Source organism: Tsukamurella serpentis, from assembly GCF_054780975.1.
Genome location: NZ_BAAGVH010000002.1, coordinates 767,852 through 789,741 on the forward strand (window position 1 = coordinate 767,852; position 21,890 = coordinate 789,741).

General features: G+C 68.9%; 21 protein-coding genes. 9 read left to right on the forward strand and 12 right to left on the reverse strand.

Annotation, left to right across the window (positions count from 1 at the left end):
• Window positions 1–175: 175 nt before the first annotated feature.
• The 4 genes from ACYVHG_RS06145 (at window position 176) to phoU (ending at window position 4,324) form a co-directional block, all read left to right on the forward strand.
• A complete protein-coding gene (locus tag ACYVHG_RS06145) occupies window positions 176–1,153 on the forward strand; it encodes an acyl-ACP desaturase (protein ID WP_461166519.1) in 978 nt (325 codons plus the stop codon).
• 161 nt (window positions 1,154–1,314) lie between these two features.
• Window positions 1,315–2,301, forward strand: coding sequence for an acyl-ACP desaturase (locus ACYVHG_RS06150; protein WP_461166520.1), 987 nt, complete (start codon window positions 1,315–1,317; stop codon window positions 2,299–2,301).
• 71 nt (window positions 2,302–2,372) lie between these two features.
• The gene (gene dusB / locus ACYVHG_RS06155) at window positions 2,373–3,587 is read left to right on the forward strand and encodes a tRNA dihydrouridine synthase DusB (protein WP_461166521.1); all 1,215 of its coding nucleotides are present in this window, start codon (window positions 2,373–2,375) and stop codon (window positions 3,585–3,587) included.
• A gap of 65 nt (window positions 3,588–3,652) precedes the next feature.
• Window positions 3,653–4,324, forward strand: coding sequence for a phosphate signaling complex protein PhoU (gene phoU, locus ACYVHG_RS06160; RefSeq protein ID WP_461166522.1), 672 nt, complete (start codon window positions 3,653–3,655; stop codon window positions 4,322–4,324).
• A gap of 15 nt (window positions 4,325–4,339) precedes the next feature.
• Here the strand turns inward: phoU and ACYVHG_RS06165 are convergent, their stop codons facing one another.
• The 7 genes from ACYVHG_RS06165 to ACYVHG_RS06195 form a co-directional block, all read right to left on the reverse strand.
• Entirely contained in the window at window positions 4,340–5,431 is a 1,092-nt protein-coding gene (locus ACYVHG_RS06165) for an FHA domain-containing protein (protein WP_461166523.1), read from the reverse strand.
• A gap of 55 nt (window positions 5,432–5,486) precedes the next feature.
• On the reverse strand, window positions 5,487–6,263 hold the full coding sequence (gene pstB, locus ACYVHG_RS06170; protein WP_461166524.1) for a phosphate ABC transporter ATP-binding protein PstB: 777 nt from the start codon (window positions 6,261–6,263) through the stop codon (window positions 5,487–5,489).
• 29 nt (window positions 6,264–6,292) lie between these two features.
• Window positions 6,293–7,207: a phosphate ABC transporter permease PstA gene (pstA, locus tag ACYVHG_RS06175; RefSeq protein ID WP_461166525.1), complete on the reverse strand. Its 915-nt coding sequence runs from the start codon at window positions 7,205–7,207 to the stop codon at window positions 6,293–6,295.
• Entirely contained in the window at window positions 7,204–8,112 is a 909-nt protein-coding gene (gene pstC, locus ACYVHG_RS06180; RefSeq protein ID WP_461166935.1) for a phosphate ABC transporter permease subunit PstC, read from the reverse strand. The genes pstA and pstC overlap by 4 nt, the downstream gene beginning before the upstream one ends.
• A gap of 220 nt (window positions 8,113–8,332) precedes the next feature.
• Window positions 8,333–9,460, reverse strand: coding sequence for a phosphate ABC transporter substrate-binding protein PstS (gene pstS, locus ACYVHG_RS06185; RefSeq protein ID WP_461166526.1), 1,128 nt, complete (start codon window positions 9,458–9,460; stop codon window positions 8,333–8,335).
• A gap of 102 nt (window positions 9,461–9,562) precedes the next feature.
• Window positions 9,563–10,549 carry a mycothiol synthase gene (gene mshD / locus ACYVHG_RS06190; RefSeq protein ID WP_461166527.1) on the reverse strand — a complete coding sequence of 329 codons (987 nt, stop codon included), beginning with the start codon at window positions 10,547–10,549 and terminating at the stop codon, window positions 9,563–9,565.
• Window positions 10,549–11,292: a winged helix-turn-helix transcriptional regulator gene (locus ACYVHG_RS06195; protein WP_461166528.1), complete on the reverse strand. Its 744-nt coding sequence runs from the start codon at window positions 11,290–11,292 to the stop codon at window positions 10,549–10,551. The genes mshD and ACYVHG_RS06195 overlap by 1 nt, the downstream gene beginning before the upstream one ends.
• Window positions 11,293–11,396: 104 nt before the next feature.
• Between ACYVHG_RS06195 and ACYVHG_RS06200 the strand changes: the two genes are divergently transcribed.
• The 4 genes from ACYVHG_RS06200 to ACYVHG_RS06215 all read left to right on the forward strand — a co-directional run bounded on the left by ACYVHG_RS06200 (window position 11,397) and on the right by ACYVHG_RS06215 (window position 14,491).
• Window positions 11,397–12,212 (forward strand): LmeA family phospholipid-binding protein, encoded by an 816-nt coding sequence (locus tag ACYVHG_RS06200; RefSeq protein ID WP_461166529.1) that lies wholly within the window; start codon window positions 11,397–11,399, stop codon window positions 12,210–12,212.
• Between the two features lie 247 nt (window positions 12,213–12,459).
• Window positions 12,460–13,287 carry a sulfurtransferase gene (locus tag ACYVHG_RS06205; protein ID WP_461166530.1) on the forward strand — a complete coding sequence of 276 codons (828 nt, stop codon included), beginning with the start codon at window positions 12,460–12,462 and terminating at the stop codon, window positions 13,285–13,287.
• 26 nt (window positions 13,288–13,313) lie between these two features.
• Window positions 13,314–13,619: a DUF1416 domain-containing protein gene (locus ACYVHG_RS06210; protein WP_461166531.1), complete on the forward strand. Its 306-nt coding sequence runs from the start codon at window positions 13,314–13,316 to the stop codon at window positions 13,617–13,619.
• Between the two features lie 203 nt (window positions 13,620–13,822).
• Window positions 13,823–14,491 carry a heme-binding beta-barrel domain-containing protein gene (locus ACYVHG_RS06215; protein ID WP_461166532.1) on the forward strand — a complete coding sequence of 223 codons (669 nt, stop codon included), beginning with the start codon at window positions 13,823–13,825 and terminating at the stop codon, window positions 14,489–14,491.
• Window positions 14,492–14,717: 226 nt separating this feature from the next.
• Here the strand turns inward: ACYVHG_RS06215 and ACYVHG_RS06220 are convergent, their stop codons facing one another.
• Window positions 14,718–15,413, reverse strand: coding sequence for a DUF899 family protein (locus tag ACYVHG_RS06220; protein ID WP_461166533.1), 696 nt, complete (start codon window positions 15,411–15,413; stop codon window positions 14,718–14,720).
• A gap of 79 nt (window positions 15,414–15,492) precedes the next feature.
• Here ACYVHG_RS06220 and ACYVHG_RS06225 point away from each other — a divergent pair, with 79 nt between their 5' ends.
• Window positions 15,493–16,065, forward strand: a complete 573-nt coding sequence (locus tag ACYVHG_RS06225) for a TetR/AcrR family transcriptional regulator (protein WP_461166534.1) — start codon at window positions 15,493–15,495, stop codon at window positions 16,063–16,065.
• Here ACYVHG_RS06225 and cydC read toward each other — a convergent pair.
• The 4 genes from cydC to ACYVHG_RS06245 are packed head-to-tail and all read right to left on the reverse strand — an operon-like array spanning window position 16,055 to window position 21,747.
• Window positions 16,055–17,614: a thiol reductant ABC exporter subunit CydC gene (gene cydC / locus ACYVHG_RS06230; RefSeq protein ID WP_461166535.1), complete on the reverse strand. Its 1,560-nt coding sequence runs from the start codon at window positions 17,612–17,614 to the stop codon at window positions 16,055–16,057. The genes ACYVHG_RS06225 and cydC overlap by 11 nt on opposite strands.
• Window positions 17,607–19,211 (reverse strand): thiol reductant ABC exporter subunit CydD, encoded by a 1,605-nt coding sequence (gene cydD, locus ACYVHG_RS06235; RefSeq protein ID WP_461166536.1) that lies wholly within the window; start codon window positions 19,209–19,211, stop codon window positions 17,607–17,609. The genes cydC and cydD overlap by 8 nt, the downstream gene beginning before the upstream one ends.
• Window positions 19,204–20,235, reverse strand: coding sequence for a cytochrome d ubiquinol oxidase subunit II (gene cydB, locus ACYVHG_RS06240; protein ID WP_461166537.1), 1,032 nt, complete (start codon window positions 20,233–20,235; stop codon window positions 19,204–19,206). The genes cydD and cydB overlap by 8 nt, the downstream gene beginning before the upstream one ends.
• 9 nt (window positions 20,236–20,244) lie before the next feature.
• Window positions 20,245–21,747: a cytochrome ubiquinol oxidase subunit I gene (locus ACYVHG_RS06245; protein ID WP_461166538.1), complete on the reverse strand. Its 1,503-nt coding sequence runs from the start codon at window positions 21,745–21,747 to the stop codon at window positions 20,245–20,247.
• Window positions 21,748–21,890 lie beyond the last annotated feature (143 nt).

Genomic DNA, 21,890 nt, shown 5'->3' on the forward strand with positions numbered 1-21,890 from the left:
TCGATCGCATCCTGGGCGGACGCCGAAAACCGCCGGTCGGAGGGTGTCTTGCGGTCCTGATGGTCCGTAACGTCGGGAAAGTTCCGGGCGAGACCTGCTCCGGGCGCACACCCCGTCACCGCCGAGGACGGGGCGCAGCGATGGCATCACCGTGGTCGGCGGCGAAAGAAGGATCATGCGGCGCAAACTCACCCAGATCGAGCTCCTGCACGAGCTCTCGGGCGTTGCCGAGCAGAACGTCAACCGGCACCTCGCGATGACCCGCGACTGGAATCCGCACGACTACGTCCCGTGGGACGACGGCCGCAACTACGCCGCGCTCGGCGGCCAGGACTGGGATCCGTCGCAGTCGCAGCTCTCGGACGTCGCCCGCGCCGCGATGATCACCAACCTGCTCACCGAGGACAACCTGCCGAGCTACCACCGGGAGATCTCGGACAACTTCTCGATGGATCACGCCTGGGGCCACTGGGTGGGTCGCTGGACCGCCGAGGAGAACCGGCACAGCATCGCGATGCGCGACTACCTGCTGGTCACCCGCGCCGTGGACCCGGTGAAACTGGAGGAGTTCCGGATGACCCACATGGGTCACGGCGCCACCTCGGAGAACCACACCGGTGCCGAGACCGGGCAGCGCAGCATCCTGCACCTGGTCTCGTACGTCACCTTCCAGGAGCTCGCCACCCGGGTCAGCCACCGCAACACCGGCAAGGCCTGCAACGATCCGGTCGCCGACAAGCTGCTGCAGCGGATCGCGGCGGACGAGAACCTGCACATGATCTTCTACCGCAACATCTGCGGCGCGGCCCTGGATCTGGCTCCGGACCAGGTGCTGCGCGCGGTCACCGACATCGTGACCGGTTTCCAGATGCCCGGCGTGGGTATGCCAGACTTCCGCCGCAACGGTGTGCTGATGGCCAAGCACGGCATCTACGACCTGCGCCAGCACAAGGACGAGGTGGTCATGCCGGTGCTGCGCAAATGGAACGTCTTCGAGCGTGAGGACTTCGGCCCCGAGGGTGAGAAGACCCGCGAGGAACTCGCCGCCTTCCTCGACGAACTCGAGGCCGCCGCGGTCAAGTTCGAGGAGATGCGCGACCGTTCCCTGGCCCGCGAGGCCGCCAAGCGGGAGAAGGCCGGCCTGGCCGTCTGACATGACAGGCACGCGCGGTCGTGCGAACCTGTAACAGCGACGGCCGGAAACCGGGAGGCCGGGCGGATATCGTCACTCTTGGCGCGCTCACATTGAGTAGTGGGGTCCGAGTGCGTAGACTTCAAGGATAATCTGGAACAAATCCAAACGTCGGAAGAGGAATGATGTCGACCCGTCAACTCACCCAGCTCGAGCTCCTTCAAGAGCTCTCTGGCGTTGCTGAGGACAACGTCAACCGCCACCTCGCGATGACGAAGGATTGGAGTCCGCACGACTACATCCCGTGGGCGGACGGCCAGAACTTCTCCGCGCTCGGCGGTCACGACTACGCCCCCGAGGAGAGCCAGCTCGATGACGTCGCCAAGGCGGCGATGATCACCAACCTGCTCACCGAGGACAACCTCCCCACCTACCACCGGGAGATCGCCGCGAACTTCTCGATGGACGACGCCTGGGGTCACTGGGTGGGTCGCTGGACCGCCGAGGAGAACCGGCACAGCATCGTCATGCGCGACTACCTCGTGGTCACCCGCGGTGTGGACCCGGTCAAGCTGGAGCAGGCCCGCATGACCCACATGACCAGCGGCTGGGATCCGCAGGGCAAGGTGGCTCAGCACACCGAAGAGAAAATGACCATGCTCCACTCGGTCGCCTACGTGACCTTCCAGGAGCTGGCCACCCGGGTGAGCCACCGCAACACCGGCAAGGTCTGTCAGGACCCGATCGCCGACAAGCTGCTGCAGCGCGTCGCGGCGGACGAGAACCTGCACATGATCTTCTACCGCAACATCTCCGGCGCCGGCCTGGATCTGGTCCCGGACCAGGCCATCCGGTCGATCACCGACACCATCAAGCACTTCGAGATGCCGGGCGCCGGTATGCCCGACTTCCGCCGCAACGGTGTGCTGATGGCCAAGCACGGCATCTACGACCTGCGCCAGCACAAGGACGAGGTGGTCATGCCGGTGCTGCGCAAGTGGAAGATCTTCGAGCGTGAGGACTTCGGCCCCGAGGGCGAGAAGACCCGCGAGGAACTCGCCGCCTTCCTCGACGAGCTCGAGGCCGCCGCGGTCAAGTTCGAGGAGATGCGCGACCGTTCCCTGGCCCGCGAGGCCGCCAAGCGCGAGAAGGCCGGCCTGGCCGTCTGACCGCGATTCGACCCCGGAACCCGCCGCGCGCCTGGTCGCACGGCGGGTTCTGCTCTGACCGGAGATCTCACATGACCGCCACGACGGCCGCACCCACGTTGCACATCGGGCGCTTCGAGCTGGAATCGCCCGTCGTGCTGGCACCGATGGCGGGTGTCACGAACGTCGCCTTCCGCAGTCTGTGCCGCGAGCTGGAACGGGCGCGCACCGGCGCTGGGAACGCGGCATCCGGACTGTACGTGTGCGAGATGGTCACCGCGCGGGCGCTGGTCGAGCGCCACCCGGTCACCATGCACATGACCACCTTCGCGCCCGACGAGGACCCGCGCAGCCTGCAGCTGTACACGGTGGACGCCAAGTGGACCTACGAGGCGGCCCGGATGATCGCCGAGGAGGGCCTGGCCGATCACCTGGACATGAACTTCGGCTGCCCCGTCCCCAAGGTCACCCGCCGCGGCGGCGGTTCCGCCCTGCCCTACAAGCGGAACCTGTTCGCCTCCATCGTCGACGCCGCGGTCCGCGGCATCGCCGACGGCAGTGCAGGTGTCGCAGCGGATGCGCGGATCCCGGTGACGGTGAAGTTCCGCGTCGGCATCGACGACGAGCACCACACCCACCTCGACGCCGGCCGGATCGCCGCCGAACAGGGCGCGGTCGCCGTCGCCCTGCACGCGCGGACCGCGGCCCAGCGGTACTCCGGACAGGCCGACTGGGACGAGATCACCCGGCTCAAGGAGCACATCCACCACCATTTCGGCGACACCGTGCCGGTGCTCGGCAACGGTGACATCTTCGCCGCGCAGGACGCGGTCACCATGATGGAGCGCACCGGCTGCGACGGCGTCGTGGTGGGCCGTGGCTGCCTGGGCCGGCCGTGGCTGTTTTCCGAGCTCGCCGCCGCGCTGAACGGCACCCCGATGCCGGTCCCTCCCGATCTCGGTGAGGTCAGCGAGATCATGTACCGGCACGGTGAGCTGCTGGCGGCGCACCACGGTGAGGACAAGGGCATGCGGGAGATCCGCAAGCACGTCGCCTGGTACCTGCGCGGTTTCCCCGCCGGCGGTGAGCTGCGCACCCGCCTTGCCACCGTCAAGACCCTCGCGGATCTGCGCGCCCTGCTCGACACCCTGGACCCGCGGGTTCCCTTCCCCAAGGATGCGGAGGGCCCACGCGGGCGGCAGGGCACCCCGGGCAAGGTGGTGCTTCCGGAGGGCTGGCTCGACGATCCCTGGGAAGCGGACGCCGCGGCGATGCCGGGCGCCGAATCCGACAACAGCGGCGGCTAGGTTCCGTTCACCTCAGGTTCATCCGGTGGTGCAGATGCGTAAGAATCGGTCGATATACTCGGCATATGCGTACCGCGTACACGCAGCAGATGGCTGCGTTCAATGACATCCTCGGCGACATCTGTGGCAAGTCGGGTGTGGCCATGGAGAAGGCCACCAATGCCCTGCTGCAGGCCGATCTCGCCCTCGCCGAGGAGGTCATCAGCGAGCACGACGCGATCGTGCAGCTCAGCCGTCGCGCCGAGGAGGAGGCCTTCTCGCTGCTCGCGCTGCAGGCTCCCGTCGCCGGTGACCTGCGCGTGGTGGTCTCCGGATTCCAGATCGTCGCCGATGTCGACCGGATGGGTGCCCTCGCGCTGCACGTCGCCAAGGTGACCCGCCGCCGGTTCCCGAACAAGACCCTCCCGGAGGAGGTCAACGGCTACTTCGCCGAGATGGGCCGGCTCGCCGTCGAGCTCGCGACCTCCGCCCGCGAGGTCCTGATCAGCCAGGACCCGACGCAGGCCGCGGAGATCGAGGAGCAGGACGATGCGATGGACGATCTGCACCGGCACCTGTTCACCGTCCTCATGGACCGGGACTGGAAGCACGGTGTGGCCGCGGCCGTCGACGTGACCCTGCTGGGCCGCTACTACGAGCGTTTCGCCGACCACGCCGTCGAGATCGGCCGCCGGGTGATCTTCCAGGCCACCGGCGCTCCGGATCCCACCGCGGACGTCACGACCGACCGCGCCTGACCTGCGGTTTCCCGGCTAGCCGTGCACGAACTCCTGTAGGCGCAGGATGCGGCCGCCCAGGTGGATCTCGGTCCCAGGGGCCACCGGGACCGGCCGGCCCGGGAACAGGCGCAGTGGCGCCGCAGCCGACGGGGGCCGGATCCAGGTCCCGTTCGCCGATCCGGCGTCCACCGCCAGCAACTGCCAGCCGTCGACCCGGATCTCCAGGTGCACCCGTGAGAGTGCTCCGGTCCGGTCCTGCAGGGTGATCGGCAGCAGGCCACCGGCACCGTCGAAGGAGCGTCCCGCGCGCTGTGCCACGTAGCCCGCAGGGTCCCGCCCGATCACCAGGTCGGTCTGGACCGGGAAGCTCGTGCCGTCCTCGGCGATCAGGGTGGCCAGCGCCGGCCGAGGGCCCACCTCGACCGGCGCGCGCCGGTCCACCAGCGCGCCGCAGCGCGCGCAGTACGCCAGGTGCGGGGCGTTGAGGTGCCCGAAGGCGCAGCGCTTGCCCTCCACCCGGACGGCACCGTCGACGACGCGGGCTTCGGCGCGGACCTCGGCGAGGGTCTCGCCGTCGGTGGTCTCGGTGACGATGTCCGCCTGATTCGGCGCCACCGACTCCTCGGTCCACAGCACCGCTCCGGCGCCGGGTACCGCGCCGCGGAGCAGGTGCAGGGCGGTCGGGCCGCACACCGGTCCCGGTGACGGTGGCGGGCCGACGGTGACGGTGACCACCGCACCCGGCTCCAACGGCGCCACCCGCTCGATGAAACCGGCCTCGGCGGTGAGCACGTGCAGCGGCGTCGCCGCCGAGGCCGAGGTGAAGATCGCGACGGTGAGCGCCTGGTCGGGTGCGGTCTCGGGCAGGCCGCGGAGCATCGCCCGGGCCGTACTCTCGGTGACCTCCACCACCGCGAAGGGCACCCCGGTGTGTGCCGCCAGTACCGGCGCCAGATCACCGGGGACGTCGATCGCCGCCGCCAGTTCCGCCGCCTCGGCGGCGTCCAGGGCCGGCGCGTCGACCACCAGGATCGCGCTGCGGACCCGGGCGACCACGCGGTCACCGGGCAGCACGGTGGAGTGCCGTCCGCCCGTCTGGACCCCGTCCCCCGGCCGTTCGCTCATTGTTCGAGCCTACCGCCGCAGCCCGGCGGAGCCGGACCGCGGCGGTAGCACCGGATCAGCCGAACCGGCCCGAGATGTAGTCCTCGGTGGCCTTCTCGTCCGGGTTCGAGAACATCTTCTCGGTGGGGTTGATCTCGATCAGCTGGCCGGGCTTGCCGGTGGCCTCGAGGTTGAAGAAGGCGGTCTGATCGGACACCCGCGCCGCCTGCTGCATGTTGTGCGTGACGATCACGATCGTGTACTGCTGCTTGAGCTCGCCGATCAGGTCCTCGATCGCGAGGGTCGAGATGGGGTCGAGCGCCGAGCAGGGCTCGTCCATCAGCAGAACGTCCGGGCTGACCGCGATCGCGCGGGCGATGCACAGACGCTGCTGCTGGCCACCGGAGAGGCCACCGCCGGGCTTGCTCAGGCGGTCCTTGACCTCGTCCCACAGGTTCGCGCCGCGCAGCGAGGACTCGGCGATCTCGTCGAGCTTGGACTTGCTGCGGATACCCTGCAGCTTCAGACCGGCCACCACGTTGTCCCGGATGGACATGGTGGGGAACGGGTTCGGGCGCTGGAAGACCATGCCGATGGTCTTGCGCACACCCACCGGGTCGACACCGGCACCGTAGATGTCGGCACCGTCGAGGGTGATGTGCCCGTCGACCCGGGCACCCGGGGTGACCTCGTGCATGCGGTTGATCGACCGCAGCACCGTCGACTTGCCACAGCCGGACGGTCCGATGAACGCCGTCACCGAGTTCGGCGGAACCGAGAGGGTCACGTCCTTCACCGCGTGGAAGGCGCCGTAGTAGATGTTCAGGTCTTTGATGTCGAGGCGCTTCGCCATGACGGTTCTCCTTGTTCCTTACCCGAGAATCACTTGGTCTTGGGGGCGAGCAGGCGGGACATCAGCGCCGCGAGACCGCTGGCGATGGCCACCAGGATCACCAGGGTCAGAGCTGCACCCCAGGCCCGGTACTCCCCGACCGCACCCGGGTTGTTGCGGTACTGGTCGAAGATGAACAGCGGCAACGACGACATGCTGCCGTCGAAGATGTTGTAGTTCAGGCGGTCACTGCTACCGACGAGCAGCAGCACCGGCGCGGTCTCACCGACCACGCGGGCGATCGCCAGGAAGACGCCGGAGACCATGCCGGAGGCCGCGGTGGGGAGCACGATCCGCAGGATGGTCTTCCACTTGGGCACCCCCAGCGCGTAGGAGGCCTCCCGCAACTCGTCGGGCACCAGTTTGAGCATCTCCTCGGTCGAGCGCACCACCACCGGAACCATCAGCAGGATCAGGGCCAGGCTCACCGCGAAGGCGGACTGCTGCAGGCCGAGGGTGGTGATCCAGACGCCGAAGACGAACAGCGCGGCCACGATCGACGGGATGCCGGCGAGCACGTCCACCATGAAGGTGGTGATCTTGCCCAGGCGGGTCCCCTCGGCGTACTCGACGAGGTAGATGCCCACCATCACGCCGATCGGCACGGAGAACAGGGTGGCGATCGCGGCCTGCACCAGAGTGCCGTAGAGCGCGTGCCGGATACCGCCGGCATACGAATCCGGCGCCACCCTGGCCATGGACTTGGTCCACCACTCCGGGTCGATGATGGCCGGCAGGCCGTTCGCGATCACCATGTAGAGCAGCGAGATCAGCGGTGCGAGGGCCAGCAGGAAGCAGGCGCCGAAGATGATCGCCGCGGCGTTGTTGCGGAGTCGGCGCGAGACCGAGGTCCGGTGGAAGACGGTGCCGCTCTTGGCGACGGTGTCGAAATCTGCGGCGGTCATCCGTTCACCCGTCCTCCGCCGATCCACCGTGCGACCGCGTTCACCACGAAGGTGAGCAGGAACAGCACGAGGCCGGCGGCGATGTAGGCGCCGCGCTGGTCGACGTTGTCGAACTCAGCGGCAGCGGAAGCGATCTTCGAAGCGAAGGTGTAGCCGCTGTCGAACAGCGACCAGATGGAGTTGCTGGTGGCGGCGAACAGGATGATCAGCACCGCGATGGTCTCACCGAGTGCGCGACCGAGCGCCAGCATGGAGCCGGCCACGATGCCCGAGCGTCCGTACGGGAACACCGTCAGCCGGATGACCTCCCACTTGGTGGCTCCGAGAGCCAGGGCGGCCTCCTGGTGCGCGACCGGGGTCTGCCGCAGCGACTCCCGGGTGATGGAGGTGATGATCGGCAGGATCATGATCGCCAGCACGATGCCGGCGGTGAACACGGTGGCGCCGAGCGACAGCGAGACGTTGCCGGTCTTGAACAGGAAGAACCAGCCCAGGTTCCGGTTCAGCCACTCCTGCATCGGCACCAGGAACGGTGCGAGCACGAAGATGCCCCACAGGCCGTAGATGATCGACGGGACCGCGGCCAGCAGGTCGATCACCGCGCTCAGCGGGCGGGAGAGCCGAGCCGGGACGTACTGCACCAGGAAGGTGGCGATGCCGACGGCCACCGGCACGGCGATGATCAGGGCCATCACTGAGGAGAGCACCGTGATCTTGAGCAACTCCAGGATGCCGAAGCGCATGTTCGACGGGGTGGTGCTCCACTCGGAGCTGGTGAAGAAGTTCGCGTTGTTCTTGGTCAGTGCCGGAATCGCCTGGACGACGAGCTGGGCGAAGATGAGGCCGATGACCACCACCAGCAGCATGCCCGCTGCGTACGCGGTCCACTTGAAGGTCTTCTCCATGCGGTCGTGCCGCGCGGCGAAGACCGTCGACGCCTCGATCGACTTGTCCGGATCGACGGGTACGGCTACTACCGCTTCCGCGCCATCGGAGCCGGCGGCTCGTTCGATCGAATCCTCAGTCGCCATGTTTCCCCGTTGTTGAGCCATCGTGTGGCATTCCTTCCGGCTTGCCGGGCGGCGTGCGCGAGGTGCGCACGCCGCCCGGCATCGCAGGTGTGTCTTACTTGATGGAGTCGATCGACTCGTTCAGCGTGGCGCGGAACGAATCGGGGATCGGGGCGTAGCCCTTGTCCGCGAGCTGATCCTGCGCGGGCTTACCGGCCGCGACCTTCAGGAAGGTCTTCAGGCCCTTGCCGACCTCGGCGTCGGTGTACTTCGAGCACACGATCTCGTAGGTCGCGAGCACGATCGGGTAGGCACCGGTGGCGGACGGCTTGTAGAAGCCCTCAGTGTCGATGACCAGGTCCTTGCTGCCCGGGGTCTTGAACTTCGCGGTCTCGATGGTCTTGGCGACCGACTCGGCGCTCAGCTTCACGGCCTCGGGGCCGGCCGAGGTGATGATGTTCGCGATCTGCAGCTTCTGCGCCTTGGCGAAGCTCCACTCGGTGTAGGTCACGGTGCCCTCGGCCTTGTTGACCGTGGCCGCCACCTGCGAGTTGCCGCTGGCGCCCTGGCCGACGCCGCCCTTGAAGGCCTTGCCCTTCTTATCGGCGGACCACTCGGCCGGAGCGGCCGAGGCCAGGTACTTCTGGAAGTTCTCGGTGGTGCCCGACTCGTCGGAACGGAAGACGACGGTGATCGGAAGGTCCGGCAGGTTCGCGCCCTTGTTCTCGCCGGCGATCTCGGGGGCGTTCCACTTGGTGACGGCGCCGGTGAAGATCTTGGCCAGGGTCGGGGCCGAGAGGTTCACGGAGACGTCGCCGGGCAGCTTGTAGGCGACCGCGATCGGGCCGAAGACCAGCGGCAGGTTCAGCGCGGGAGCGGTGCACTTCTCCTCGGCCTTCTTGGCCTGATCGGCGTTGAGCGGCGAGTCCGAGCCACCGAAGTTGGTCAGCCCGGAGGTGAACTCGGTGATGCCCTGACCGGAGCCGTTACCGGTGTAGTCCACGTTCGCGCCGCTGCAGTCCTGCGAGAAGGCGTTCTTGAACACGGTCATGGCGTTGGCCTGCGCCGTCGAGCCACTGCCCTTGAGCTGCAGCTTGCCGTCACACTTGACGCCGGAGCCACCGGCGGAGGCACCGCTGGAGCCGGCGCCGCCGGTGGACTCCTCGCTGCCACACGCCGAGAGGGTCAGAGAAAGTGCTGCTACTGCGGCGACGGCCGCAACGGATCCACGCTTGAAGTTCACCGAGATTCCTCCGGGTCTGGTCGGACTGGTACACCGCCGTAACGGGTGTCATCGAGCAACCTAAAGTCGCCGGGTGTCCGGATTGGGGGTCCTCGGTTAACGCTAGGGAAACTCCACCGGTCGAGTGGCCGTCCGTTGTCCGTACGCGACATGTCTTTCGCGTTCCGTAAAGCCCGCGCGGGCGTAGGTGCGCAGGGCGGGGAGGTTGTCGCCCTCGACGTACAACTGCACCCGGGTCACCCCCCGGCCCGCGAGGTGACGCAGCCCGGCGGCGGTGAGCACCCTGCCCAGCCCGCGGCCCTGGCCCTGCGGGGCCACCGCCACGATGTACACCTCGCCCTCCGACTCCCCCGCCGACTCCCCCGCCGGGACCGCGCCCTGAGCACCCGGCTGGGTGGCGGGCTGGGTGGCGGGCTGGGTGGCCGAAACGGGGACCTTGGTCCAGTGCAGGCCCAGCAGCGCATCGTCGGCGTCGACGGCGAGGATCAGGCCGTCCGGGTCGAACCAGTCGGCACCGGTGCGCTCGTCGATCTGCTGCTGTGTCCATCCGCCCTGTTCCGGATGGGTGGCGAAGGCGGCGTTGTTGACCGCCAGGATCGCGGCGTCGTCCTCCGGTCCGGCGTATCCGCGCAGGCGCACCCCTTCGGGTAGGCGCGGCGGATCCGGTACGCCGGCCGGCGCCCCCGCCTCCGGGTCGAGACCTCGGCTGAGGTTGAGCAGGGTCCGGACCGGGGCGAGGTCCAGGTGCGCGGCCACGGCGCGGGCGGCGGGGAGGTCGCCGTGCGCCCAGACGGTTCCGCCGTCACCGAGCAGGGTCAGCGCCTGCGCCACCAGTTCGCGGCCGAGACCTCGACCGCGGTGCCCGGGTGCGACCACCACCTCGGCCGAGCCCGGCCCCCCGGCGGGCGGGACCACGATGCCGGCGTAACCTCCCGAGGCCATCAGGTGCGGGCCGGGACCGCGCAGGCCCAGCAGGAACTGTTCGGACAGCGGCGCGATCGCGTCCACGGCCCGTGCCTGCTCGGCGATCCCGGTGATCGCCGCGACCGCCGCTCGGTCACCGACGGGGCCGTGCAGCACCTCGGCCATCAGGCCTCCTCGAGGTCCTCGTCCGGCTCCAGGTCGACGGTGTCGTCGAGCGCGGGCCGCTCGGTCTTGCCGCGCACCGGGCGCACCGCCTTGTAGCCGACGTTGCGGACGGTGCCGATCATCGACTCGTGCTCGGCGCCGAGTTTGGCCCGCAGGCGCCGCACGTGCACGTCGACGGTGCGGGTGCCACCGAAGAAGTCGTATCCCCAGACCTCCTGGAGCAGCTGCGCGCGGGTGAAGACCCTTCCCACGTTCTGCGCCAGGAACTTCAGCAGTTCGAACTCCTTGTAGGTGAGGTCGAGCGGTTTGCCGCGCAGCCGCGCGGTGTAGGTGCCCTCGTCGATGAGCAACTCACCGAGGGTGATCTTGTCGGCCACCTCGTCCTCACCGCCGCCGGAGTGGCGGGCGACCACCAGGCGCAGCCGGGCGTCGATCTCGGCGGGGCCGATCGCGGGCAGCAGGAAGTCGTCGAGTCCCCAGTCGGCGCTGGCGGCCACCAGCCCGCCCTCGGTGAGCACCGCGACCACCGGGATCTGCCCGCCGCCGGTGGTACCGAGCAGCCGGCACAGCCCCCGTGCGGCCACCAGATCGGTGCGTGCATCCACCAGGGCGACGTCCGCAGAACCCACTTCGAGCAGCGAAGACACGTCCGCGGGCAGGGGTCGCACCGCGTGCGCCAGCAATGACAGAGCCGGCAGGACCCGATCCGGATCCGAGTCGGACGTCAGCAGAATGAGATCCACGGTCCTCCCGGTGAGCGGCGGTCTTATCTGTGAAGAACGAATGTCAGAATAGCGGTGGCCAGTGAGCCGTGTGTGACGGCGCTGCAGTAAAGAGAGGAATCGGTGTGACCGGAGGGCGTGGGCGGGCATGGCTGCGGCGGTGCCTGGTGGCCCTGGCGGTGCTCCTGGCGGTCGGATTCCTCGCCGAGACCGGTACCGCGGCGACCGCCGAGTACCGGCTGTCGCGGGAGTTGCGGGCGGCGGCGGAACTGACCGCCGATCCCGAGGTCACCGTCGGCGGATTCCCCTATCTGCTCTCCGGTGGCGACCATCCGAAGCTGACGATCGCGGTTCCGGCGCAGGTCCGCGGGCACATCGCCCGGCTCGAGGCGGAACTGCGCGGGGTGGCCGTGATCGGCGGGGTGCTGCCCTCGTTCGGCCCGGACACCCCGATCGTCGCGGGGCACGTGGAGTCGCGGGTGCGGCTGGACCAGAAGACGGTGGGCCGGTACATGGGCATCGTGGACCTCCAGGTGCACACGCCGGCTCCGAAGCGGCCCGGCGCCGGCAGCCCGGCCGACGGCTACGTCAAGGCGTCCAACGGGATCGTGCTCACCGGCACGGTCGCGCTGCCCACCCCCACCGACCCGAAGCGCACGGTGCTGATCTCGGTGGCGGCGGACTTCTCGGCGGCCGGTGACGCCGTCTCCATCCGGGCCACCGGCATCTACTCCGGGCCCGAGGATCACGCCGAGGCGGATCTGCTACCCGGCGAGGAGCCGGCGGTGCTCGCGGCGTTCACCCGGAACCTGCCGGCGATGGCGTTGCCCTTCGGCATCCGGCCCACCGCGGCGCGGGGCGAGAACGCCGATGTGGTGCTGCTCGGCGAGGCCGACGGGGTCACGGTCACCCCCGGTGCGTTCTACCGGCCCCTGCCGTGACGGAACCGCCGGCGTTCGGTAGTCTCGATTCCATGCGCAACCGCTGTGAGCTGCTGCTCACCCGCCGACTGGCGGTCGATCTGTGCCGTATGGCCGGTTGTCGCTGTCTGGGCTAGTCCCGTTCCCCCCGGCGGGCACGGGTGCATCCCGTGCACCCCTCCGCCCTTCCAGCGCATCCGCGCACCCTCTCGAAGTAGCGTTCGCGCCTTCATATTTCACGTCCATGGAATCAACGAAAGGGATCCTCATGGCTCGCTCCGACGTCCTGGTCTCCGCAGACTGGGCTGAGCAGAATCTCGGCACGCAGGGTGTCGTCTTCGTCGAGGTCGACGAAGACACGTCGATCTACGACGACAACCACATCGAGGGCGCCGTGCGCCTGGATTGGCGCAAGGACCTGCAGGATCCGGTCCGCCGCGACTTCCTCGACCAGGAGAAGTTCTCGGCGCTGCTGTCCGAGCGCGGTATCGGTAACGACGACACCGTGGTGCTCTACGGCGGCAACAACAACTGGTTCGCCGCCTACGCCTACTGGTACTTCAAGCTGTACGGCCACCAGGACGTCAAGCTGCTCGACGGTGGCCGCAAGAAGTGGGAGCTCGACGGCCGTCCGCTCTCCACCGAGGCCGCGACCCGCCCGGCGGCGAACTACCAGGCCAAGCCGGCCGACCTGTCGATCCGCGCCTTCCGCGACGAGGTGATCGACTCGATCGGCAAGAAGAACCTGGTCGACGTGCGTTCGCCCGACGAGTTCTCCGGCAAGATCGCCGCCCCGGCGCACCTGCCGCAGGAGCAGGCGCAGCAGCGCGGCCACGTCCCCGGTGCGATCAACATCCCGTGGTCGAGCACCGCCAACGAGGACGGCACCTTCAAGTCCGACGAGGATCTCACCGCGCTGTACGCGGAGAAGGGCTTCGACGATTCGAAGGGGACCATCGCGTACTGCCGGATCGGCGAGCGCAGCTCGCACACCTGGTTCGTGCTGCAGGAGATCCTCGGCAAGGACAACGTGAAGAACTACGACGGCAGCTGGGTCGAGTACGGCTCCCTCGTCGGCGCTCCGATCGAGATCTAAGAACTACTCCCAGAAGGAAACCCATTATGTGTGGAGCACCCAAGCAGGGCCAGACCCTGCCCGCCGGCGTCGACGTCGAGAAGGAGACCGTGCTTACCGGCTCGGTCCTCGACGGCTCCGGTAATCCTGTGGCCGGCGCCTTCGTGCGCCTGCTGGACGGCACCGGCGAGTTCACCGCCGAGGTCGTGGCCTCGGGCACCGGCGACTTCCGCTTCTTCGCCGCACCGGGCACCTGGACGCTGCGCGCCCTCTCGCCCGTGGGAAACGGCGACGTCGAGGTCTCGCCGGAGACGAACGGTGTCTACAACCAGGACATCACCGTCTCCAAGTAGTCGCACCCGGCCCGAGCACACGAGGCGCGCACCCGCGACGGGTGCGCGCCTCGTGCGGTTGCAGGGCACTGCGCGGCGGACGCTAGACTCGGAGCATGGTCATCTTCTTCGAGATCCTGATGGCGGTGGCGTCGGTCGCGATCTTCGCGTTCGCCGTGTTCGTGATGTACCGCGTCCTCACCGACGGCCAGTAAGTCGCCACGATGAGCGACGAGGGCACCCCCGCGTCGGCGGCATCCTCCGAGTCCGGCGGCGCTGCCGCCGGTTCCGGCCAGGAGGCGCTGGACGCGGCGATCGAGCGTGCCGAGAGCACCTCCTCGCGCAATGTCTCCAACCTCCCCGGGCTGCCGCTGGCCGATGAGACCGCGAACCTGCGGCAGGGGCCGGATCTGCACCCGGGCCTGCTGGGCCTGCTGCCGCTGGTCGGGGTGTGGCGCGGTGAGGGTGAGGGGCACGACGAATCCGGCGATTACCACTTCGGCCAGCAGATCATCGTCAGTCACGACGGTCAGAACTTCCTGTCCTGGCAGTCACGCTCGTGGAAGCTGAACGGCGAGGGCGAGTTCTCCGAGCCGGATCTGCGGGAGGCCGGTTTCTGGCGGATCGGCGAGGACGACGAGATCGAGTTCGTGCTCACCCACGCCAGCGGCATCGTCGAGCTGTACTACGGCAAGCCGGTCTCGCAGACCGCGTGGGAGCTGCAGACCGATGTGGTGATCCGCGCCAAGTCCTCTCCCCTGGCCGGTGCCGCGAAGCGGTTGTACGGGCTGGTCGAGCAGGGCGGTGCACTGGCCTACGTCGAGGAGCGGATCGATCCCGACGGTGATCTCGTGCCCCGGCTGTCGGCCAAGCTCAACCGCTACGCCGGCTGACGTCCGCCCGGCGCGGCGTCGACCGACGAGAGCCCCCTGGGAGAGTGAACCTCACTCGCCGCAGGGGGCTCCGTCATTCCAGGTGGGCGACCGCCGTCAGGCGGCGGCCACCTCCTCGATCCTGAAATTCACCATTTCTCGGACCACCTCCTTTCGTTGACGCCTGCGACGTTACGCCCGGCGTACGGGGGCGGCAACGGATTTTCCGGTGCTCCGGAAGCGCGGGTCAGGACGGTGTGCCGTACAGCCGGGCGATGGTCTCCGACGATGCCCAGCGGGCGTAGGTCGGGCCCTGCGGCCACCCCTCGGGGACGTCCTGCCAGGCCTCCTGCCGTCCGTAGGGCAGGGCGTCGAGGATGCCGAACAGGTAGCTGAGCTGCTCGGTGCCGCGGCTGGCGGTGGTCCACACCCGGTAGACGGTGTGCCCGTCGCGCAGGAAGGTGTTGAGCGCGAAGCCCTCCCCGGGTGCGGCGCCCATATCGGCGCCGAACTCGCTGCCGGCGCTGGAGTACCAGGTCATGGTGTTGCCGACGCGCTGCTTGTAGGCGAGGACCTCGTCCATCGGCCCGTTGGTGACGATCACGAAGCGGGCGTCCCAGGCGTCCAGTGCGTCGAGTCGGGTGAACTGCGAGGTGAATCCGGTGCATCCGGCGCACTGCCACCGGTTCCCGTCGGTCCACATGTGGTGGTAGGTCAGCAGTTGGCTGCGCCCGGCGAAGACCTCGGCGAGGCTCACCCGGGAACCGTCCTCGGCGGTGAGCCGGTACTCGGGCAGCTCGACCGCGGGCAGGCGGCGACGCTGTGCGGCGATCGCGTCGAGCTCGCGGGTGGCGGACTTCTCCCGGATGCGCAGCTCGTCGATCCGTTGTTGCCAGGTCTCGCGGTCGACGACGGGTGGAATGGCGGTCGGAATGGCGGTCATGGCTGCTCCTCGTCATGTTCACGGCGTACACATCTGATATGTTCACACCGTACACTTGGGTGGCAGGAGACACAAGGTAATGGCGTATCACCACGGCGATCTGGCGCAGGCGCTGGTCACCGCCGGTTTAGAGGTCACCCGCACCGGTGGACCGTCGGCATTGACGGTGCGCGAGGTGACCCGCCGGGCCGGCGTGAGTCCGAACGCCGCCTACCGGCACTTCCCGGATCGTCTGGCGCTGTTGCGGGCGGTGAGCGCGGCGATCGAACAGCGCATGGCCGACGCCATGCCGGTCCACGCCGGCCAGGGCCCCGTCGAACGCCTGCGAGCGGTCGGCCTGGGCTACATCGGTTTCGCGCTGGCCGAGCCCGGCTGGTTCTCGGTGTGCTTCTTCGGCGACGAGGCTCCCCCGCCGGATGAGCTGGCCACCATCCCGCCCTACATCGCGCTCTCGGACTCGCTGGACCTGATGGTGCACGCCGGGCTGCTCGACGCCGATCGGCGCGAGTCGGCCACCTGGTCGTGCTGGTCGATGGTGCACGGCTTCGCCGAGATGGCGCTGCGCGGTCCGCTGCACCATCTGCCCGGTAAGCAGCAATGGCCCCTGGCGGAGGCGGCCGTGGACGCCGCGATCCGCGGTATCAGCAGCTGATCGTCCGCACCGGCAGCGTCGGTCGAGCGTGCCCGGCGACCACCACGGTTCGGCCGGCGAACAGCCCCGCCGGGTCCAGGATCTGCTCCAGTAGCCGGGCGGCATCGTCCCGGTCCAGGTGTTCGGTCGGCTCGTCGAGCAGCACGACGGTGACCTCGCTGAGCAGGGCGCGAGCCAGTAGCAGCCGCCGGCGCTGGCCACCGGACAGCGAATCCGCACCGCGGTCGAGATCGGTGTGCACCCCGGACGGCAACTCGTCGAGCCACGGCCCGAGTCCGACCCGCCGCAGCGCCGTCTCGATCTCGGCGTCGGTGGCGGATCCGCGGGCCACCCGGCAGTTCTCCGCCACACTGGTGGCGAAGACGTGCGCCGCCTCGCCGAAGAAGCCGACCACCGAGGGGACGTCGGCGAACTCGGCGACGGGGGTCCCGTTCAGGGCGGCGGTTCCACCGCGCCGGTCGAGCCCGGCCAGGGCCAGCAGCAGTGTGGTCTTCCCCGAGCCGGAGTCCCCGCGTACCAGCAGCCGTTCACCGGGCTCAACGGTGAGGTCCCCCAGCGTCAGCACCGGGTGTGCGGGCACCTCCCTGGTGCCCTCCGGGACGGCTTCCAGGCGCAGGAGCCGCGCGATGCGAGCGGCGGCGTCGGTGGAGCGGACGTACTGCCGCGCCGCCTCGGGCAAGGTGGATACCGCTTCGAAGGCACTGAGCGGCAGCAGGATCAGGATGCCCAGCGTAGTGGCCTCCACGGCTCCGGCACGTTCGGCGCCGAGCAGGAGGGCCGCGATCAGGGCCAGCCCCACAGCCAGTGGTACGGCGGCATCGGCGAGCGCGCCGATCCGTGCGGAACCGTCGACGGCGGCGCGGCGCCGGTTTTCGGCGCACTCGGCGCGCCGGCGCACCTCATCGAGCCGTCCGGCCACGGCCAGTTCCCCGTTGTGGTCCAGGATCGCCGAGGCGGCCGCGCCGAACTCCTCACCGCTCGCCGCCTCCGCGGCGGCGCGCTCGCGGGTCGCCCGGGCCACCAGGGCGGGGACGGCGACACCGGCGATCAGCAGGCAGGCCATCAGAACGGCACCGGCCCGCGGATCGACGAACCACATCCATCCCACGGCGGCGGCGGAGACGGTCGCGGCCGCTGCGGCGGGGATCAGGGTGCGCACCACCGCTTCCCCGACGGCGTCGACATCGGCTCCGGTGCGCGCGAGCAGTTCACCGTCGGACAGTCGCACCGACTCGGCGGCGTCGGCCCGGGACAGCGCGGTGTACACGGCCACCCGCAGGTCGGTGAGGCCCCCGAGCGCGACCCGGTGCGTGGCCAGTCGCTCGACGTAGCGCATCACACCGCGGGTGATGCCCAGGGCACGCACGGAGGTCACCGCCAGCGACAGTGCGAGCACCGGCGGCATCGTCCACGCCTTGGTGATCAGCCACGCCGACAGCCCGGCGAGTGCGAGGGCGCTGCCGGACGTCAGCACACCGGCCCCGATCGCGCCGAGGACCGCGAGCGGCCGAGTCCGCATCGCGCGCAGGCAGATCAATAGATCACGCACGTTCGACCTCCAGTACCTGATCGGCGGCGGCGAGCACGTCGGCGTCGTGCGCCACGATCACCACGACGGCGCCCTCGTCGGCCCGCGCGCGCAGGGCGCCGAGCACCCGGGCGGCGAGATCGGCGTCGAGATGCGCGGTGGGTTCGTCGAACAGCAGCACCTCCCGCCGCAGGGCCAGGGTGCGGGCCAGCGCGAGCCGCTGTCGCTGCCCGGCCGAGAGGCCGGCTCCGGCCGCGCCGACGGGTCGCTGCCAGCCGCGTTCGGCGACCACCTCGTCGAGTCCGGTGGCGCTCAGCACATCCGGGACCGTGCTCGGAGCAGGGGCACCGAGCACGGTGAAGTTGTGTTCCAGGGAGCCCGGTTCGAGGTACGGGTGCTGCGGGCACCAGGCCACGTGCCGCCACCAATCCGGGCCGCCGGTGAGCGGGGCACCGCCGACGGTGACGGTGCCCGCGTCCGGGGACGCCAGTCCGGCGAGCACGGTCAGCAGGGTGGACTTACCGGAGCCGTTCGCACCGGTGAGGGCGGTGATCTCTCCGGGCGCGAAGACACCGTCGAAGCCCGACGGTGCTGCGCCGTCGCGCCCGTCCACCCGGACCCCCCGAGCCTCGATCCGGCCGGTCCGGGCGGTGCCGGCGGCGGTGACCGGCTGCGGCGCGTCGAGCAGCGCGAACACCCGGGCGGTGGCCTCGATGCCCTGCTCGGCGGCGTGGAACTGGGCGCCGATCGCGCGCAGCGGCTGATACACCTCCGGGGCCAGAACCAGCGCGAAAGCTCCGGCGAACAGGGTCATCTCACCGAACACCAGGCGCAGTCCGATACTCACGGCCACCAGCGCCACGCACAGTGTGGCGAGCAGTTCCAGCGCCATCGACGAGAGGAAGGCGATGCGCAGGGCACCCATCGTCTCGGTCTCGTTGCGCTCACCGAGTTCGCGGACGGTGCGCTCCGGGCCGCGCTGGCGGCCCAGTGCCCGCAGCGTGGGCAGCCCGGCGACCAGGTCCAGCAGCCGTGACGACAGCCGGGTCATCGCTTGCAACCTGCGGCGGGTGCGATCGCGGGTGAGCAGCCCGATGAGCACCATGAACACCGGCAACAGCGGCAGTGTGCCCAGCGCGATCGCTCCGGAGATCGGGTCGGCGATGAACATCGCGATCACCAGGGCCGGTGTCGCGATCACGCTCAGCGCCAACGCCGGTACGTACCCGGTGAGGTACGGCGGTAGATCGTTCAGCCCGCGGGTCAGCGCGGTGCGCAGTTCCTCCCGCTCCACCGGCAGCCGTCCCGGGCCGACCGCACGCAGTGCGGCCGAGCGCAGTTCGGAGACCACCGCATCCGCGGCGCGGCGCTCGATCCGGGAACGCAGGTAGACCACCGCGACTCGGACCACGATCGCACCGACCGCCAGCAGTAGCGGCAGCCGCACCACCGCATCCCCGGTCACCAGACCGGAGAGGGCGGTGGCCACGGCGTAGGCGAGCACGATCACCGCGGCCGTCTCGATCACGCCGCAGCCGATCACGGCTCCGATCAGGACCCGCGAGCTGCCGGCGGTGCGCAGCAGTCGGGGGTCGACCGGTGCCCGGCTCTCAGGCACGCGGGCGCAGGCCGATCGACGGCGGGATGTGCGCGGTCGAGATCCGCTGGCGGAACACCCAGTACGTCCACGCCTGGTAGATCAGCACCAGAGGCATGAGCACCACCAGGCACCAGGACATCACCACGAGCGTGTAATGCGACGACGAGGCCGCGGCGATGGTGATGGCACGCTCGGGATCGGTGGCGTTGAGCACGTTCGGGAACAGCGAACCGAACAGCAGCGCGGCGACCGCGACGATGGCCAGGCAGGTGGATCCGAAGGCCGCGAGCTCCCGGTCGGCGCGGATCAGCAGTCCGGCCAGCACCAGTCCGACGGCGGCCAGCGCCACCATCGCCCAGGTCCACGGCTTGCCGTGGGCGAGCTGGGTCCACACCGCGAAGACACCGCCGACCACGGTGACCGGCAGCCAGATCAGCGCGGCGAACCTGCGAGCATCCACCCGGACGTCACCGTCGGACTTGAGGGCCACGAAGATCGCACCGTGCAGCATGAACGCTCCCAGCAGCGTGATACCGCCGAGCAGTCCGTACGGATTGAGCAGGTCCCACAGGTCACTGGTCATCGACCCCTGGGCGTCGATGTCGACACCACGGACAACGTTCGAGAACAGCACGCCCAGGCCGAAGGCGGGGATCCAGGAGCCCAGGCCGATGCCCACGTCGGCCCAGGCGCGCCAGCGCGGATCGTTGATCTTGCCGCGCCATTCGATCGCGCAGACGCGGGTGATCAGGCCCACCAGCAGCGCCAGCAGGAGGAGGTAGAAGCCGGAGAAGACCTCCGCGTACCACACCGGGAAGGCGGCGAACATCGCTGCGCCAGCGGTGATCAGCCACACCTCGTTGCCGTCCCAGACGGGTCCGATGGTGTTGAGCAGCACCCGGCGGCGCTCATCGCTGTCGGGGTAGCTGCGCCTGCCCAGGATCGGCATGAGCATACCGACGCCGTAGTCGAAGCCCTCCAGCACGAAGTAACCGGTGAACAGGAAAGCGATTGCGAGGTACCAGTATTCAGGCAGTGCCATGGTCGACTCCTAGTACGCGAACGAGAGCTGTTCGGACGGGGCCTTGCGGGCGGTGCCGTCACCGTCGGGGGTGCCGTCGCCGTCCGGCGGATTCTCACCGTCCGGCGGACCGTCGTCCTTGTGGATGGAGGGCCCCTCGATGACGTAGCGCCGCAGCAGCGCGAACCACAGCAGGTACAGCCCGCCGTAGACGGCGGCGAAGGTGACTATGGAGAACGCCATCATGGTGGTCGAGTGTCCGGAGACGGCCTGCCCCACGGTGAGCCGGATGTTCGGGTCGCCCTCGGGGTTCGGTGCCACCACCCAGGGCTGACGTCCCATCTCGGTGAACACCCAGCCGGAACTGTTGGCCAGGAACGGCGTGGGCAGCGCTATCAGGCAGAGTCTGCTGAACCAGGTCGCCGACGGTATTCGTCCGCGGCGGGTGACCCACAGGCCGGCCAGTGCGAGTAGCCCGGAGCCGATGGACCAGCCCATCATGAACCGGAAGGACCAGTACGAGACGAACAGGTTCGGGCGGTAGTCGCCCGGTCCGAACTTCCCGACGTACTCGGACTGCAGCTCGGTGACACCCTGCAGAGTCGCGTTCGGGTCGTTGGTGGCCAGGAACGAGGTCAGGTTGGGGATCGAGAGCACGTGCTTGACCGATTCGCAGTCGTTGTGCGTACCCACGGTGAGCAGTGAGAAGTCGGCACCGGTCTCGGTGTGGCAGAGCGATTCCGCAGAGGCCATCTTCATCGGCTGCTGCTGGAACATCAGCTTGGCCTGGAAGTCGCCGGTGATGGCCAGTCCGATCGCCGAGACCATCATCACACCCAGGCCGAACCGGGTGACGGGACGGAACATCTGCGCCAGTTCGATCGCGTCCGGATCGCCCTTGCGCATACCGCGCACCATCCACCATCCCCCGATCGCCGCGACGAACGTCCCGGCCGTGAGCCAGGCCCCGAAGACGGTGTGCGGGAACGCGGCCAACGTGGTCGAGTTGGTGAGCACCTCCCAGATGCTGGTGAGCTCAGCACGTTTGGTCTCGGGGTTGTAGGTGGCACCCACCGGGTGCTGCATCCACGAGTTCGCGGCGATGATGAAGTACGCCGAGGCGTTGACGCCGATCACCACCATCCACAGACACGCCAGGTGAACGATCTTCGGCAGCCTGGACCATCCGAAGATCCACAGTCCGAGGAACGTGGACTCCATGAAGAAGGCGATCAGGCCCTCCAACGCGAGCGGAGCGCCGAAGACGTCGCCGACGAACTTGCTGTACTCGCTCCAGGCCATGCCGAACTGGAACTCCTGGACGATGCCGGTGGCGACGCCCAGGGCGAAGTTGATGAGGAACAGCTTGCCGAAGAACTGCGTGGCGCGCAGCCAGGCGTTCTTGCCGGTGACCAGCCACAACGTCTGCATGATCGCGATCATCGGAGCGAGGCCGATGGTCAGCGGGACCAGGATGAAGTGCATCACCGTGGTCATTCCGAACTGCCAGCGCGCGATGTCGAGTGCGCTCATGTGTCCACTCCCTGGGCCGAGGGCGTCATCGGCGCAGGCGCCGATCGTCTGTCTACTATCACCCGTAGTAGTTACTACCGATAGTAGTAGATGCGGTGCGTGATCCCAAACAAAGACATTAAGCACATTTGGTCAACGGCACA